The 14,625-nt window shown below is 66.6% G+C and carries 13 protein-coding genes; 11 read left to right on the forward strand and 2 right to left on the reverse strand.

The genetic code is table 11. The features are described from left to right. Window positions 1-4: 4 nt before the first annotated feature. From VHO04_RS17500 to VHO04_RS17540, 9 genes are all read left to right on the forward strand, one after another. The gene (locus VHO04_RS17500; protein WP_329629496.1) at window positions 5-592 is read left to right on the forward strand and encodes a DUF2062 domain-containing protein; all 588 of its coding nucleotides are present in this window, start codon (window positions 5-7) and stop codon (window positions 590-592) included. Window positions 593-705: 113 nt separating this feature from the next. Continuing rightward, window positions 706-2,736 (forward strand): M13 family metallopeptidase, encoded by a 2,031-nt coding sequence (locus tag VHO04_RS17505; RefSeq protein WP_329629497.1) that lies wholly within the window; start codon window positions 706-708, stop codon window positions 2,734-2,736. Window positions 2,737-2,843: 107 nt separating this feature from the next. Continuing rightward, complete coding sequence (locus tag VHO04_RS17510; protein ID WP_414713139.1) at window positions 2,844-5,204, forward strand: hybrid sensor histidine kinase/response regulator; 2,361 nt, start codon at window positions 2,844-2,846, stop codon at window positions 5,202-5,204. Then, the gene (locus VHO04_RS17515) at window positions 5,197-5,547 is read left to right on the forward strand and encodes a response regulator (protein WP_297665327.1); all 351 of its coding nucleotides are present in this window, start codon (window positions 5,197-5,199) and stop codon (window positions 5,545-5,547) included. The genes VHO04_RS17510 and VHO04_RS17515 overlap by 8 nt, the downstream gene beginning before the upstream one ends. Window positions 5,548-5,738: 191 nt before the next feature. After that, window positions 5,739-6,806: a recombinase RecA gene (gene recA / locus VHO04_RS17520; protein WP_329629498.1), complete on the forward strand. Its 1,068-nt coding sequence runs from the start codon at window positions 5,739-5,741 to the stop codon at window positions 6,804-6,806. A 578-nt stretch (window positions 6,807-7,384) separates the two neighbouring features. Next, window positions 7,385-8,011, forward strand: a complete 627-nt coding sequence (locus VHO04_RS17525) for a glutathione S-transferase (RefSeq protein WP_329629499.1) — start codon at window positions 7,385-7,387, stop codon at window positions 8,009-8,011. Continuing rightward, window positions 8,001-8,594, forward strand: a complete 594-nt coding sequence (locus tag VHO04_RS17530; protein WP_329629500.1) for a hypothetical protein — start codon at window positions 8,001-8,003, stop codon at window positions 8,592-8,594. Before VHO04_RS17525 ends, VHO04_RS17530 begins: the two co-directional genes overlap by 11 nt. A 72-nt stretch (window positions 8,595-8,666) precedes the next feature. Continuing rightward, on the forward strand, window positions 8,667-11,318 hold the full coding sequence (gene alaS / locus VHO04_RS17535; RefSeq protein ID WP_329629501.1) for an alanine--tRNA ligase: 2,652 nt from the start codon (window positions 8,667-8,669) through the stop codon (window positions 11,316-11,318). Beyond that, complete coding sequence (locus tag VHO04_RS17540; protein WP_329629502.1) at window positions 11,315-11,788, forward strand: SRPBCC family protein; 474 nt, start codon at window positions 11,315-11,317, stop codon at window positions 11,786-11,788. The genes alaS and VHO04_RS17540 overlap by 4 nt, the downstream gene beginning before the upstream one ends. 295 nt (window positions 11,789-12,083) lie before the next feature. Here the strand turns inward: VHO04_RS17540 and VHO04_RS17545 are convergent, their stop codons facing one another. Both VHO04_RS17545 and VHO04_RS17550 read right to left on the reverse strand, forming a co-directional pair. After that, window positions 12,084-12,497, reverse strand: a complete 414-nt coding sequence (locus VHO04_RS17545; protein ID WP_329629503.1) for a holin family protein — start codon at window positions 12,495-12,497, stop codon at window positions 12,084-12,086. A gap of 64 nt (window positions 12,498-12,561) precedes the next feature. Next, a complete protein-coding gene (locus VHO04_RS17550) occupies window positions 12,562-13,131 on the reverse strand; it encodes a glycoside hydrolase family 108 protein (protein WP_329629504.1) in 570 nt (189 codons plus the stop codon). 72 nt (window positions 13,132-13,203) lie between these two features. Between VHO04_RS17550 and VHO04_RS17555 the strand changes: the two genes are divergently transcribed. Next, window positions 13,204-14,181, forward strand: coding sequence for an NADPH:quinone oxidoreductase family protein (locus VHO04_RS17555; RefSeq protein ID WP_329629505.1), 978 nt, complete (start codon window positions 13,204-13,206; stop codon window positions 14,179-14,181). A 97-nt stretch (window positions 14,182-14,278) separates the two neighbouring features. After that, on the forward strand, window positions 14,279-14,620 hold the full coding sequence (locus VHO04_RS17560) for an EF-hand domain-containing protein (RefSeq protein WP_329629506.1): 342 nt from the start codon (window positions 14,279-14,281) through the stop codon (window positions 14,618-14,620). Window positions 14,621-14,625: the final 5 nt, after the last annotated feature.

Here is a 14,625-nt window from a genome sequence, read left to right on the forward strand (position 1 = left end):
CCTGATGAACTGGATTCGCCGCAACTCGCCGACGCGCGAGGAATTGCTGGCGAGCCGCTTCGTCAAGCCTTTCGCGCACCGCGTCGCGCACAGTCATTTGTGGCGCTTCACTCGCACCTCGGTGCGGCGCGGCACCGCGCTCGGGTTGTTTGTCGGCATCTTCTTTCTGATCCCCGGCGTCCAGATTTTGGGCGTCGCGCTGCTCGCGCTGCCGTTTCGCGCCAATATCCCGATCGGGGCGGCAATGACCTTTCTGTCGAACCCGGTGACGACCCCGCTGATCCTCGCCGCGTCGGTCTGGCTCGGCAATGTGCTGTTCGGGATGCACACCAATATGGCGGGGCTCTACGCGCTCTATGAGCGATCGGCCTCGCTTTCGGACTGGTGGCAATGGTTCACCGCGAACGCAGGGCCGGCGCTGCTCGGTGGGCTCGGCGGACTGTTCGTGATTTCGGCGGCCTCGGCGGTCGTCGGCTATATTCTGGCCTCGGTCATCTGGGACAATTGGATTCGCCTACGCTGGCGGCGCAAGATCCGTCGGGCACGCGACCAACGACTTGAGACATCGACGAGTGACACCGCCGCCGGTTGAACCGCGGCCGCCCTGCGGCCTATAGCTGTTCCCATCGCAAGATCGCGCCGCGGCGCGCCCTTCGCACTGTCTATCTGGGGAATATCATGACTTTGAACCTTTCTTCGCGCCTGATGGCGACCGCCGCGCTTGGCGCGGTGCTGATGGCGGCAACGCCTGTCTTCGCTCAGGACACCGCCGCCTCGGCGCCCGCGACCGACACCGCCGCCAAGCCCGAAATCGGCGATTTCGGCTTCGATTTCTCGGGCATGGACAAGAGCGTTCAGCCCGGTGACGATTTCTATGCCTATGCCAACGGCACCTGGGTGAAGGATACCGTGATCCCGGCCGACAAGTCGAACTACGGCATGTTCACCGCGCTCGCCGACCTGTCGCAGAAGCGCACGCAGGAAATTCTCGAGGCGGCCAAGTGCGACCCGAGCAGCATGATCGGCCGCGCCTATGCCGCCTATCTCGATTCGGCGGCGGTCGAGGCGAAGGGGCTCGCCCCGATCCAGCCGTGGCTGACCAAGGTCCGCGCCGTCGACAAGGCCGGGCTCCCCGCGCTGCTCGCCGAGGCCGACCGCAGCGGCGTGTCGCATTTCTTCGGCGGCTATGTCGGGCAGGACGACAAGAATCCGGACGTCTATATCTACACCCTGTTCCAGGGCGGCATCGGGATGCCCGACCGCGATTTCTATCTGAAGGACGGCGAGCGCAACCTGAAGTTGCAGGCCGCCTACCTCAAGCATCTGGAGAATGTCCTGACGCTGGCGGGCGAACAGGACGCCGCGGCGCGCGCCAAGGCGATCTACGACTTCGAAAAGCAGGTTGCGACCGTCCACTGGGACAAGAACGACAGCAGCGACGCGACCAAAGTCTATAACAAGATGACGATCGCCGACCTGACCAAGGCCGCGCCCGGTTTCGACTGGTCCGCCTTCATCCGCGGCGTCGGGGTCAAGGAGGACACGATCCTGGTCGCGCAGCCGAGCGCGCTGACCGGCGAGGCGAAGCTGATCGCCGACGCGCCGATTGGCGTGCTGCGCGACGCGTTGCTCGTCCGCAGCCTCGACGGCTTTTCGGACGTGCTGCCCGACGCGGTGGCGAAGGAGGCCTTCTCCTTCTATGGCACCGCTTTGTCGGGGACGCCGCAGATGCAGGAGCGCTGGAAGCGCGCGGTCGATTTCACCACCAACAATCTGGGCGAAGCGGTCGGTCAGGACTATGTCGCGAAATATTTCCCGCCCGAAACCAAGGCGGCGATGGATGTCCTCGTGAAGAACGTCCTCGCGGCGCTCGACACGCGGATCGGTAATCTGACGTGGATGCAGCCCGCGACCAAGGTGAAGGCGAAGAAGAAGCTCGCCAATTTCACGACCAAGATCGGCTATCCCGACCGCTGGAAGGATTACAGCAAGCTGGAGATCAAGGCCGACGACCTGTTCGGCAATGCGCTGCGTTCGAACCAGTTCGCGCACGACGACAATATCAGCCGCCTCGACGGGCCGATCCGCCGCTGGGAGTGGGGGATGACCCCGATGGAGGTCAACGCCTACGCCAATTTCGGGATGAACGAGATCGTCTTCCCCGCGGCGATCCTGCAACCGCCCTTCTTCGATCCGAAGGCCGACGCGGCGATCAACTATGGCGGCATCGGCGCCGTCATCGGCCATGAGATCAGCCACCATTTTGACGACCAGGGCTCCAAATATGACGAGACGGGCAAGCTCGCCAACTGGTGGACCCCCGCCGACGTCAAGGCGTTCGAGGCCGCGAGCAAGGCGCTCGTCGCGCAATATGACGCCTATGAGGTGCTGCCCGGCGAACATCTCGACGGCACCTTCACGCTCGGCGAGAATATCGGAGACCTTGCCGGCCTGACGATCGCCTATGACGCCTACAAGAAGTCTCTCGGCGGCAAGGAAGCGCCGGTGATCGACGGGCTGACCGGCGACCAACGCTTCTTCCTCGGCTGGGCGCAGGTGTGGCGGCGCAACTATCGCGAGCAGAATCTGTCGCAGCGCATCACGACCGACCCGCATTCGCCGTCGATTCAGCGGGCTTGGGTCTCGCGCAACCTTGACCCTTGGTATAAGGCCTATAACGTCAAGCCGGGCCAGAAACTCTATCTGGCGCCCAAGGATCGCGTCCGCATCTGGTGATGCGCCCATAGAAGAGAGTGTCGTTGACTGCGCAAAGCCTGCCTGCCGCTGATGCTGATTTCAGTCGGGGGGCGGGCTCCGCGGGGCCGCCGCCGGCGCTTGCGGCGCTGTCGCGGCTCGATGCCGCGATCATCGGCGGGCTCGCCTTGCTGTCGGTCGCGCTGCTGTTCTGGGCGACGGCCAATGCGGTGTTGGCTGCCGGCTTCCTTGCCGGACTTGCGATTTCCGTCTGCGGGCTGATCCTCACGCGGCGGCTGTTTCCGGCCGCGGCCGGCGGCGAGGTGGCGGCGCCCGACTGGACGATGCTGCGCGCAGCGGTCAACCACGACGATGTCGCGATCGCCGTGACCGACCGCGCCGGGCGGCTCGTCTGCGCCAACGATCTGTTCGCGACGTGGATGGGCGGCTTCGTGACCCCGCCGGGGTTGCCGCTCGACGGACGCGGCGCCGACCTGCTCAAGAACGCCGGGCGTGCCGCGTGGCGCGATGGCGAGGGGCACGCCAGCGACATCGCGGTCGGGCCACTGCAATTGCAGGCGCAGGTGACGCGGACCGGGCAGGCCGAGGATTATCTCGTCTGGCGCTTCGCCGCGCTCGAACGGCTCGACCTGACGAGCGAAGTGATGCGCCACCTCGACGGGCCGGCCGGTCGGACGCTGGCGCGTGCGGGGATCATGGCGGCGCTGGTCAGCGCCGAGGGCCGGCTGCGCACCGCCAACCAGGCCTTTCTGCTCCGCGCCTTCGACGAGGGCGACCAGGCGCATTATGCCGGACGCGACGTCGCCGCGATGCTGCGGCTCGACGACGCGGGCACGCTTTACTTCGCGCGCGAGGGCGACCGCGCGACGCCGGTGCGGATGCTCCAGATTCCGCTGACGCCCGCCGACGGCCATGGCCCAGTGCTGCTCGCGATGCTCGACGAGGAAATGGGGCCCGCCGACCGCGGCACCGCACAGACCTATGTCGAGACCTTGCTGTCGCTGCTGCCCTTCGGGCTCGCGCTGGTCGATCGCGACGGGCGCTTCCTCTATATGAACCGCGCCTTCCTCCGCGCCGCGGGGATCGGCGAGGGGCGCCCGCCGCGCTATCCCGGCGATCTGGTCGTCGGCGAGGACAAGGGGCCGCTCGCCGACATGATCCGCCGCCACAGCAGCGGCCAGCAGGTCGGCGGCGATCTGTCGATCCGGCTGATCGGGCAGGGCGACGACCCGGTGTCGATGCGCGTCGTCGGGGTGCGCGGGCTCGGTGAGGCGGCGGTGCTGCTCAGCCTCAAGGATTCGAGCGAGGAATCGCGGCTGAAGCGTCAGGTCGCACAGGCGTCGAAGATGCAGGCGGTCGGCCAGCTCGCGGGCGGCGTCGCGCACGATTTCAACAATATCCTCACCGCGGTGCTCGGTGCCTGCGACCTGATGCTGATGCGCCACACGCCGGGCGACAGCGATTATGACGACATCCAGCAGATCCGCAGCAACGCCAACCGCGCCGCCAGCCTGACGCGGCAATTGCTCGCCTTCTCGCGCCAGCAGACGCTGCGTCCGCAGATCTTGCAGCTTCCCGACGTGATTTCGGAGGTGTCGCATCTGCTCAAGCGGCTGATCGGCGATACGGTCCAGCTTATGGTGCATCACGGCCGCGGCCTCGGCGCGGTGCGCGCCGACCCGGGGCAGCTCGAACAGGTGATCATCAACCTCGCGGTCAATGCGCGCGACGCGATGGCGGGCGCGGGAACGCTGACGATCGAGACCTATCCGGTGTCGGCCGCCGACGTCCGCCAGATGGGCAATGAGTTCATGCCCCCCGCCGATTATAGCGCGCTGAAGGTCAGCGACACCGGCAGCGGCATTCCCGCCGACGTCCTGCCCAAGATCTTCGAGCCCTTCTTCACCACCAAGGATGTCGGCAAGGGGACCGGGCTCGGCCTGTCGACCGTCTATGGCATCATCAAGCAGTCGGCGGGCTTCATCTTCGCCGACAGCCGGCCGGGGGAGACGAGTTTCACCATCTATCTCCCCGTCCACCGCGCGGGGAGCGACGGCCCAGCAACGCCTGCGCCGCCGGCCAAGCCCAGGAAGAGCCAATGGGGCACCGGCACGATCCTGCTCGTCGAGGACGAGGATATGGTGCGCGCAGTCGCGGAACGCGCCCTGACCCGCGCGGGTTATAGCGTCGTCACCGCCGCGCAGGGCGAGGAAGGACTGGAGCGTTTCGCCGGGATGGAAAAGATCGACCTGATCGTCAGCGACGTCGTGATGCCGACGATGGACGGCCCGGCAATGGTGCGTGCGATGCGCGCGAAGCGGCCGGCGTTGCCGGTGCTGTTCATGTCGGGCTATGCTGAGGAGCAGCTTCGCCAGTCGATCGACATCGCCGACGTCGCTTTCCTGCCCAAGCCCTTCTCGGTCGCACAACTGACCGAAGCGGTGTCGGCGGCGCTCGACGAGGCGGCGCATCGGGCGGGCCATGGCTGACGCGCCGCGCATCCTGCTGGTCGAGGACGACGTGCTGATCGGCATGATGCTGGCCGACATGTTCGACGCGCTCGGTCTGCCCGAGCCCGCGCAGGCGACGACCAATGATGAAGCGTTGGCGGTCATCGCCGCCGAATCGCTCGCCGGCGCGCTGATCGACATCAACCTCGGCGACGAAAAGGGCTGGCCGATCGCCGACGCGCTCGCGGAGCAGGGCATTCCCTTTGCCTTCACCTCGGGCGGCGGCGACGTGATCCCGCCCGCGCACGCGCACCGGCGGCTGGTGACCAAGCCCTTCCGCTTGACCGACATCGAGGCGGCGATCGCCGAGTTCGGCGCCTGACCCGTCGCCCCCGCGCAGGCGGGGCCGCCGTCGCCCTTTCCCTTCGCTGCTGCGTAAACTGCCAGCGACCCTCGCCCGCGCGGGGCGAGGAACTATTTTTGTTCCCCTCTTGTTCCATGAGAACAAATGTGGCACATGAGGCAGGCGTTGCGATGCTTCCGCGGTCGCTCTAGAGCAGGAAAGGGACGGCAATGGCCGGACAATTGTCACTCGTCGAATCGGGGAAATCAGTGAACGGAACGGACAGGCAGAAGGCGCTCGACGCCGCGCTCGCGCAGATCGATCGCGCGTTCGGCAAGGGCTCGGTGATGAAGCTGGGCTCGAAGGAAGCGATGCAGGTCGAGGCGGTTTCGACCGGCTCGCTCGGGCTCGACATCGCCCTGGGGGTCGGCGGTCTGCCGCGCGGCCGCGTCATCGAAATCTATGGCCCCGAAAGCTCGGGCAAGACCACCCTCGCGCTGCACTGCATCGCCGAGGCGCAGAAGATGGGCGGCACCGCGGCCTTCGTCGACGCCGAACATGCGCTCGACCCCGTCTATGCCAAGAAGCTCGGCGTCGACATCGACGAACTGATCGTGTCGCAGCCCGACACCGGCGAGCAGGCGCTGGAGATCGTCGACACGCTGGTGCGCTCGAACGCGATCGACGTGCTCGTCGTCGACTCGGTCGCGGCGCTCGTCCCGCGCGCCGAGATCGAAGGCGAGATGGGCGACAGCCACGTCGGCCTCCAGGCGCGCCTGATGTCTCAGAGCCTGCGCAAGCTGACGGGATCGATCAGCCGCTCGCGTTGCATGGTGATCTTCATCAACCAGCTTCGCATGAAGATCGGCGTGATGTACGGCAATCCCGAAACGACGACCGGCGGCAACGCGCTCAAATTCTACGCCTCGGTCCGCCTCGACATCCGTCGCACCGGCCAGATCAAGAATGGCGACGAAATCGTTGGCAACACGACGCGCGTCAAGGTCGTCAAGAACAAGGTCGCCCCGCCGTTCAAACAGGTCGAATTCGACATCATGTACGGGCAGGGCATTTCCAAGATCGGCGAGATCCTCGACCTTGGCGTCAAGGCCGGGCTGGTCGAGAAATCGGGCGCCTGGTTCAGCTATGACTCGATCCGCATCGGCCAGGGGCGTGAGAATGCGAAGACCTTCCTGACCGAGAATCCCGAGCTGATGCAGCGCCTCGAAAGCGCGATCCGCACCCGCACCGACGCGGTCGCCGAAGAGATGATGACGGGCCCCGACGACGACGAATGACCGATCTTGAACGCCATCCGGCCGGTTTCCCCTCCCATGAACCGGCCGGCCGACGGCGGCGGGCCCCGCAGCCTCCTTGCGGCTGCATCGCACCTGCACCTGTCCCTCTCGCAGGTCGGCCCGCCCGCCGTTGATTTGCTGCCGATCGGTATGCGATCTGGCGGCGACAGCGTAAAACGGGTCGGGAAGCGGCCATTCCCCTTCGTTCCCTCTCTTCGTCGTTCCCGCGAAAGCGGGAACCCGGTGTGGGGTCAGCCGACGCACGCCCTGGGTTCCCGCTTTCGCGGGAATGACGAAATGATGAGTCGCAGACCGTCGCTTACGGCCGCTTTGCGTTCCCTTCCTTCGTCATCCCGCGCTTGATCCGGGATCCCGCTTTCGACGTTCGCGCAGAGGCGCGAAGCGGCCTATCGGTCCCGGCCATCGTCTCGGCGTCTCCGCGTCTCCGCGCGAACTATAATCTCTGCGCTCTTTGCGTCTCTGCGCGAATTGTCTTCCTTTCTGCGCCCGGCCGCTTCAAATCATTATCGGCCCCAAACCTGCGCTGCCTGGCCAGGCGCGGCGCCAAGGAGAATGCGATGAGCCTGATTGTCCACCACCTCAACAACAGCCGTTCGCAGCGCATCCTGTGGCTGCTCGAGGAAATCGGCGCGTCCTATGAGATCAAATTCTACGACCGCGATCCGGTGACCAATCTCGCGCCGCCCGAGCTGCTCGCGGTGCATCCGCTCGGCAAGTCGCCGGTAATCGAGGATGGCGGCAAGGTGATCACCGAATCGGGGGCGATCGTCGAATATCTCTGCGAACGCCATGGCGGCGGCGCTCTGGTTCCCGAACGCGGCACCGACGATCATATTCGCCACCTCGAATGGATGCATTTCGCCGAGGGGTCGGCGATGACGCCGATCCTGCTGCGCCTCTATACCGCGCGGCTAGGTGCGGCGGCGGCGCCGCTCGAAGCCCGCATCGCGCATCAGCTCGATTCGCATTTCGCTTATATGGAAAGCCGGGTGAGCGACGCAGGTCATTTCGTCGGCTCCAGCCTGTCGGCGGCCGACGTGATGCTGAGCTTTCCCGCCGAGGTTGCGATCATGCAAGGCATGGCGCCGCGCTATCCGAAGCTCGCGAATTTCGTGAACGCCTGCCACGACCGGCCGGCGTGGCGCCGGGCGCGCGACAAGGGCGGGGCCTACTATGGCTATTGAACACCGGGGTCTTGTCGCTGCGGCGGCGGCGCTGCTGCTCGCGGGCACCTCGGTCGCGCTCGCCGCGCCGCCGACGCTCGGGCCCGAGGTTGAGCGCAATATCGTCGTTCCTGACGGCAGGGCCTTCGCGCCGACCGCGGCCGACGAGGAGGGCGCGATCGACCGCTTCGCCACCTATGCCGCGGCGCTGGCGCGGCGCGACTATGCCGCCGCCTATGCGATGCTGCGCCTATCGTTCCAGGCGTCGAACCCGCGGCTCGAATGGGAAATGAACATGCGCAAGCGTTCGGCGCTGTGGGCCGACGGCCAGCTCCGCATCCTGCGGCTGAGTTGGTATCCCGACCCCGCGGGCCAGCCGCCGGGGCTTTACGCGGCCTTTGATTTCCGCGGCGACCGCAAGGACGGCACGATGGATTGCGGCTATGTCGTCGTCCACCGCACCGACCCCGCGAGCCCCTTCACCGTCGTCCGCACCGACACGTCCGAAGTGCCGCCCGAACTGATCGAGGACGGGGTGCCCAAGGCCGATGTGCTGCATCAGCTTCCCTGCTATCTGGGCAAAGGGATCGCGACGTCGTTCTGAACGAAGGGGTCGATCACCGTCATCGCCACTAATCGACTTGTCGCACCGCGACAAAATCCCTAATTCGCGCGCATGACATCGACCAACGACATTCGCCGTTCCTTCCTCGACTATTTCGGGGAGGCGGGGCATCATATCGAAGCTTCGGCGCCGCTGGTGCCGTACAACGACCCGACGCTGATGTTCGTCAACGCGGGCATGGTTCCGTTCAAGAATGTCTTCACGGGGCTGGAGAAGCGCCCCTACAGCACCGCGACCTCGTCGCAGAAATGCGTGCGCGCGGGCGGCAAGCACAACGACCTCGACAATGTCGGCTACACGGCACGGCATCATACCTTCTTTGAAATGCTGGGGAATTTCTCCTTCGGCGACTATTTCAAGGAACAGGCGATCACGCACGCCTGGACGCTGCTGACCAGGGATTGGGGGCTGCCGGCGGAGAAGTTGACCGCGACCGTCTATCATACCGACGACGAGGCGTTCGACCTATGGCGCAAGATTTCGGGGCTGCCCGAGGAGCGCATCATCCGCATCCCGACCAGCGACAATTTCTGGTCGATGGGCGACACCGGGCCGTGCGGGCCGTGCAGCGAAATCTTCTATGACCATGGCGACCATATCTGGGGTGGCCCGCCGGGATCGCCGGAGGAGGATGGCGACCGCTTCGTCGAGATCTGGAACCTGGTGTTCATGCAATATGAGCAGCTTCCGGGCGGCGAACGGCTCGACCTGCCGCGGCCGAGCATCGACACCGGCATGGGGCTGGAACGCATCGCGGCGGTGATGCAGGGCGTCCACGACAATTACGACACCGACACGTTCAAGGCGCTGATCGCGGCGTCGGTCGACCTGACCGGGGTGCCCGCCGAGGGCGCGACGCAGGCGAGTCACCGCGTGATCGCCGACCATCTTCGCGCGTCGAGCTTCCTTGTCGCCGACGGCGTGCTGCCGTCGAACGAGGGGCGCGGCTATGTGCTGCGCCGGATCATGCGCCGCGCGATGCGCCACGCGCATCTGCTCGGCGCCAAGGATCCGCTGATGCACCGGCTGCTGCCGGCGCTGACCGCCGAGATGGGCGTCGCCTATCCCGAACTCATCCGCGCCCAGCCGCTGATCGCTGAGACGCTGGAGCGCGAGGAGACGAAGTTCCGCCAGACGCTCGACAAGGGGCTGCGCCTGCTCGACGAGGCGACCGTCGGCATGGGCAAGGGCGACACGCTGCCCGGCGAAACGGCGTTCAAGCTCTACGACACCTATGGTTTTCCCTATGACCTGACCGAGGATGCGCTGCGCGCGCAGGATATCGCGGTCGACCGCGCGGGCTTCGATGCGGCGATGGCGCAGCAGAAGGCGGCGGCGCGCGCGGCGTGGAAGGGCAGCGGCGACAAGGCGTCGGACGAAATCTGGTTCGATCTCGCCGAAGCGAACGGCAGCACCGAATTCACCGGCTATACCTCGACCGCAGGCGAGGCGACGGTGATCGGGCTGGTGCGTGACGGCAAGCCGGTTGACGCGGCGAAGGCCGGCGACGAGGTCGTCGTGCTCACCAACCAGACACCTTTCTATGGCGAGAGCGGCGGTCAGATGGGCGACGCGGGGACGATCGCGACGCTCGACGGCGCGAAGGCCAGCGTCAGCGACACCGGCAAGCCGCTCGGCCGCCTGCACACGCATCAGGCGAAGCTGGAGGCGGGGACGCTGAAGGTCGGCGAAACGGTGCAGCTCGCGGTCGATGCGGCGCGGCGCGACCGCATCCGCGCCAATCACAGCGCGACGCATTTGCTGCACGCGGCGCTTCGCAATCGGCTCGGCGGGCATGTGACGCAGAAAGGGAGCCTCGTTGCCGAGGATCGCTTCCGCTTCGACTTCTCGCATCCGAAGGCGCTGACGCCGGAAGAGATCGCGACGATCGAGGCCGATGTGAACGCGCAGATCCGCGCCAACGAAGCGGTGACGACGCGGCTGATGACCCCCGAGGACGCGATCGCGGCGGGCGCGATGGCGCTGTTCGGCGAGAAATATGGCGACGAGGTGCGCGTGCTCAGCATGGGCAAGGCCGACGACCATAGCTATTCGGTCGAATTGTGCGGCGGGACGCATGTCCGCGCGCTGGGCGACATCGCCTTGTTCAAGATCGTCGGCGAAAGCGCGGTTTCGTCGGGGGTGCGGCGCATCGAGGCGCTGACCGGCGAGGCGGCGCGGCAATGGCTGAATGCTCGCGACGAAGCGCTGAAGAGTGCGGCGGCGGCGCTCAAGACCTCGCCCGACGAGGTGCCCGCGCGCGTTGCGGCGCTCGCCGAGCAATTGAAGAAGGCCGAGCGCGAGCTGGCCGACGCGAAGAAGGCGCTGGCGATGGGCGGCGGGGGAACCGCGGCCGGTCCTGCGGTCGAGCAGGTCGGCGACACGGCTTTCCTCGCGCAGGTCGTCGACGGGCTCGATCCCAAGGAGTTGCGCGGCACGGTCGATGGGCTCAAGAAACAGGTCGGCAGCGGCGTCGCGATGCTCGTTGCGGTCAATGACGGGCGCGCGTCGGTCGCGGTCGGGGTGACCGACGACAAGACCGCGAGCCACAATGCCGTCGATCTCGTCAAGGCCGCGGTCGCGGCGCTCGGCGGGCAGGGTGGTGGCGGACGGCCCGACATGGCGCAAGGCGGTGGGCCTGAAGGCAAGGCCGCGGACGATGCGATCGCGGCGGTCATCGCGGCGCTGGCGGCCACCATTTGAAACCGACGAAGAAGACGCGGCGCACCGATCACGCCGAACGGCTGATCGCGGCGCCGCTGCCCGATGTGTTCGCGGCCTTCACCAGCGCCGCGAAATTGGCGCGCTGGCTGCCGCCCGAGGGCGCGACCGGGGCGTTCGATCATTGCGACCTTCGCGCAGGCGGCGGGTTCCGGCTGCGGCTGACGTTCGACGATCCCGATATCGAGACCAAGAGCGACGACGACAGCGACATCGTCGAGGTGCATATCCCGACGCTCGACGACGGGCGGCTGATCGTGTGGGAGGTCGAATTCGAGTCCGACGACCCGCGCTTTTCAGGGACGATGGCGATGCACTGGTATCTGTCGCGAAAGGGCGGCGGCACGCTGGTGACGATCGACGCGCATCAGGTGCCGCCGGGGATTTCGGCGAAGGATCATCAGGCGGGGCTGAGTTCGTCGCTCGCCAATCTGGCGGCGGTGGTGGAATAGGATTCGCGCAGAGATCGCAGAGATCGCAGAGATCGCAGAGGTTGCAGAGGATTTGGTTCACGCGGAGACGCGGAGACGCGGAGGAAAAAGGAGATGGGCGGCTTTGCCGCCCTTTCTTTTCCTCTGCGTGCTCTGCGATCTCTGCGCGAATATTTTCTTCTCCGCGTCTCCGCGTCTCCGCGTGAATAAGGAAGACCGTCGCCCCCGCGAAGGCGGGGGCCGCTGTCGGTTTACGCAGCGATGCTGAGCAGGGCTGACGGCGGACCCCACCTTCGCGGGGGCGACGGTTATTGGTTCAGCCGTTCACGCCCTTCGCCTGACCCCACGCCCGCGCGGCGGTGTAGCCGAGATAGCCGGTGCCGAAGAGTGCGTAGAGCGGTTCGGGGATGCCGGCGAGATAGGCGTTCATGCCCTCGGCGATGCCTTTTGCCATGTCGGGGCGCGCGGCGGCGATCAGGCCCATCGGGATTGCCCACAGCAGCAGCGCATACATGACATAGAGGAAGCTCGGCCGCGCGCGGCTGGTCCAGGGGTCGGTGCTGTTCGCCTCGGCGACGATCGCGGTCATCCGCGTCTTGATCGCATCCATTTCCTGGCTGCCCTCGAGCTTCAAGAGTTCGAGCTTGGCGCGGTCGCGCGCTTCGGGGTCGGGAATGATCTTGTCGATCAGCTTGGCGACGGGGCCGATCAGGCCTTCGATGATGCTCATGTTTCGCTGTCCTTTTGCTGGAAGTTGTCAAAGTTCACGATACGTCCCGGTAAAATGATACCCGTCACGCATTCCCGATGCGGTTGGCCAGCCAGCCGTAGAGGAAGGCTTCCTGGCTGGGGCGGCGTTCGGCGAAGGCGATGTAGCGTTCGCCCTGCAGTGCCTCCATCGCGCGCAGGAGGACGGTCTCTCCGCCCTTGCCGCGCGCCTTCAGGAAGCCGTCGAGCGCGGACAGCGTGCGCGGGCCGATCTCGCGGTCGACCGCGATGTCGGGATAGTCGCGCGCGGCGCGGTTGAGCGCGTTGAGCGCGCGCTGAAGGAAGCCCGCGGCTGTGCCGGCGCCCATGTTGACGCCGGTGTCGAACAATTCGGCGGCGATTTTCGGGGCTCGCAGCGCGACCTTGTCGAAACCGGGGCGCAGCCAGTAGATGCGGCGATAGATCGACGCCGCCTCGGCGCGCGGCAGGTCGCGCATCGCGCCCGCATAGCCCTGCGACCGCGCGACCGCTTCGGTGATTCCCCAGCAGGTCGGGCCGCCGCGATCGGCGGGATGGTTTACATAGCGGCCTTCGCGGTCGATGACGGCATCGATCAGCGCGTCGGCGTCGCAGCTCGACGGGTCGGGTCGTGGCATGATTCGCTCCTTTAGGTTCGTTGGGCAAGCATAACGAACCATATGGGAACAATGTAGGAAAGGCTTTTCTTCATGCGGGCTTTGCAGGTGCGCGAACTTCTACCCGGACATGCGGGCGCCGCGCTCGCCGACCTGCCGGTTCCCGAGCCGGGACCGGGTGAGGTGCGGGTGCGGGTGCGCGCGGCGGCGGTGAATTTTCCCGACCTGCTGATGACGCGCGGCGATTATCAGTTGAAACCCGACCTGCCGTTCGTGTCGGGACTGGAGTTCGCGGGCGAGGTCGATGCGGTGGGGGAGGGCGTGTCCGGCTGGCAAGCGGGCGACGCGGTCGTCGGCGGCAATCGCTTCGGTGCGATGGCCGAATATGCTGTCGTTCCGGCGGCGGCGCTGCGGCGCAAGCCCGAAGCGCTGGGCTGGGACGAAGCCGCCGCCTACCCGGTCGCTTATCTGACCGCTTATGTCGCGCTCGTCCGCTGCGCGCGGATCGAACCCGGCGAAACCTTGCTCGTCCACGGCGCGGCGGGCGGCGTCGGGCTGGCGACGGTCGATCTGGCCAAGGCGCTCGGCGCGCGGGTGATCGCGGCGGCGAGCAGCGCGGCCAAGCGCGACGCGATCGCCCGCGCCTATGCCCCCGATGCGGTGATTGCGGCCGAACCCGGTTTCCGCGAGGCGGTGAAGGACCTGACCGGCGGCAAGGGCGCCGACGTCATCTTCGACCCCGTCGGCGGCGATGTCTTCGACGAATCGACGCGCTGCATCGCTTTCGGCGGGCGCCTGCTGGTGATCGGTTTCGCGTCGGGGCGCATTCCGGAGGTGTCGGTCAATATGCCGCTGATCAAGGGCTTTTCGGTCGTCGGGGTGCGCGCGGGCGAATATGGCCGGCGCTTTCCCGAGCGCGGCGCGGAGAATGTCGCGGCGATCGACGCGCTCGCGGCCGAGGGGCGGATTCGTCCGCATGTCCACGCCGCGCTCGACCTTGCCGACTGGCGCGAGGGCTTCGCGATGCTCGAACGGCGCGAGGTGGTGGGAAAGGTCGTGCTGCGGCCGTGACGGGCCGGTTCCGGCTGCCATAATTTTGCGACATTCGCGCCCCCATCTCCGCGCCGGGGTGCCCGGCGGTTTCGCCGAACGGAATGAAGGATGGGAAATGAAGAGATTGATGATGATGGCCGTGATGGTCGGTGCGGCGCTGCCGGTCGCGGCCTCGGCGCAGCCGCCGCACGACGGCGGCCGCATGTTCGACATGATGGACGGTAATGGCGACGGCAAGCTCGACAAGGCCGAGATCACCAAGATGGCGCAAATGCGCGCCGAGCGGCAGGGCGACGCGTCGCTCGCCTCGCCGGAACGGGTCGACGCTTTCTTCAAGCATCTCGACGCCAACGGCGACGGTTTCATCGACAAGAACGAAATGGAATCGATGCGCAAGGCGCGCGCCGCGCCGCCGCCGCCGGACGAGCCGGAGACCGCGCCCGACGACGCGAGCTGAACGCG

The organism is Sphingopyxis sp., from assembly GCF_036261875.1.
GTDB lineage: Bacteria > Pseudomonadota > Alphaproteobacteria > Sphingomonadales > Sphingomonadaceae > Sphingopyxis.

What these genes read in the sequence shown, in the direction of transcription:
- VHO04_RS17500 (WP_329629496.1), top strand. Translation starts at nt 5, where the DNA reads ATGAACTGGATTCGCCGCAACTCGCCGACGCGCGAGGAATTGCTGGCG.
- VHO04_RS17505 (WP_329629497.1), top strand. Translation starts at nt 706, where the DNA reads ATGGCGACCGCCGCGCTTGGCGCGGTGCTGATGGCGGCAACGCCTGTC.
- VHO04_RS17515 (WP_297665327.1), top strand. Translation starts at nt 5,197, where the DNA reads ATGGCTGACGCGCCGCGCATCCTGCTGGTCGAGGACGACGTGCTGATC.
- recA (WP_329629498.1), top strand. Translation starts at nt 5,739, where the DNA reads ATGGCCGGACAATTGTCACTCGTCGAATCGGGGAAATCAGTGAACGGA.
- VHO04_RS17525 (WP_329629499.1), top strand. Translation starts at nt 7,385, where the DNA reads ATGAGCCTGATTGTCCACCACCTCAACAACAGCCGTTCGCAGCGCATC.
- VHO04_RS17530 (WP_329629500.1), top strand. Translation starts at nt 8,001, where the DNA reads ATGGCTATTGAACACCGGGGTCTTGTCGCTGCGGCGGCGGCGCTGCTG.
- alaS (WP_329629501.1), top strand. Translation starts at nt 8,667, where the DNA reads ATGACATCGACCAACGACATTCGCCGTTCCTTCCTCGACTATTTCGGG.
- VHO04_RS17545 (WP_329629503.1), bottom strand. Translation starts at nt 12,497, where the DNA reads ATGAGCATCATCGAAGGCCTGATCGGCCCCGTCGCCAAGCTGATCGAC.
- VHO04_RS17550 (WP_329629504.1), bottom strand. Translation starts at nt 13,131, where the DNA reads ATGCCACGACCCGACCCGTCGAGCTGCGACGCCGACGCGCTGATCGAT.
- VHO04_RS17555 (WP_329629505.1), top strand. Translation starts at nt 13,204, where the DNA reads ATGCGGGCTTTGCAGGTGCGCGAACTTCTACCCGGACATGCGGGCGCC.
- VHO04_RS17560 (WP_329629506.1), top strand. Translation starts at nt 14,279, where the DNA reads ATGAAGAGATTGATGATGATGGCCGTGATGGTCGGTGCGGCGCTGCCG.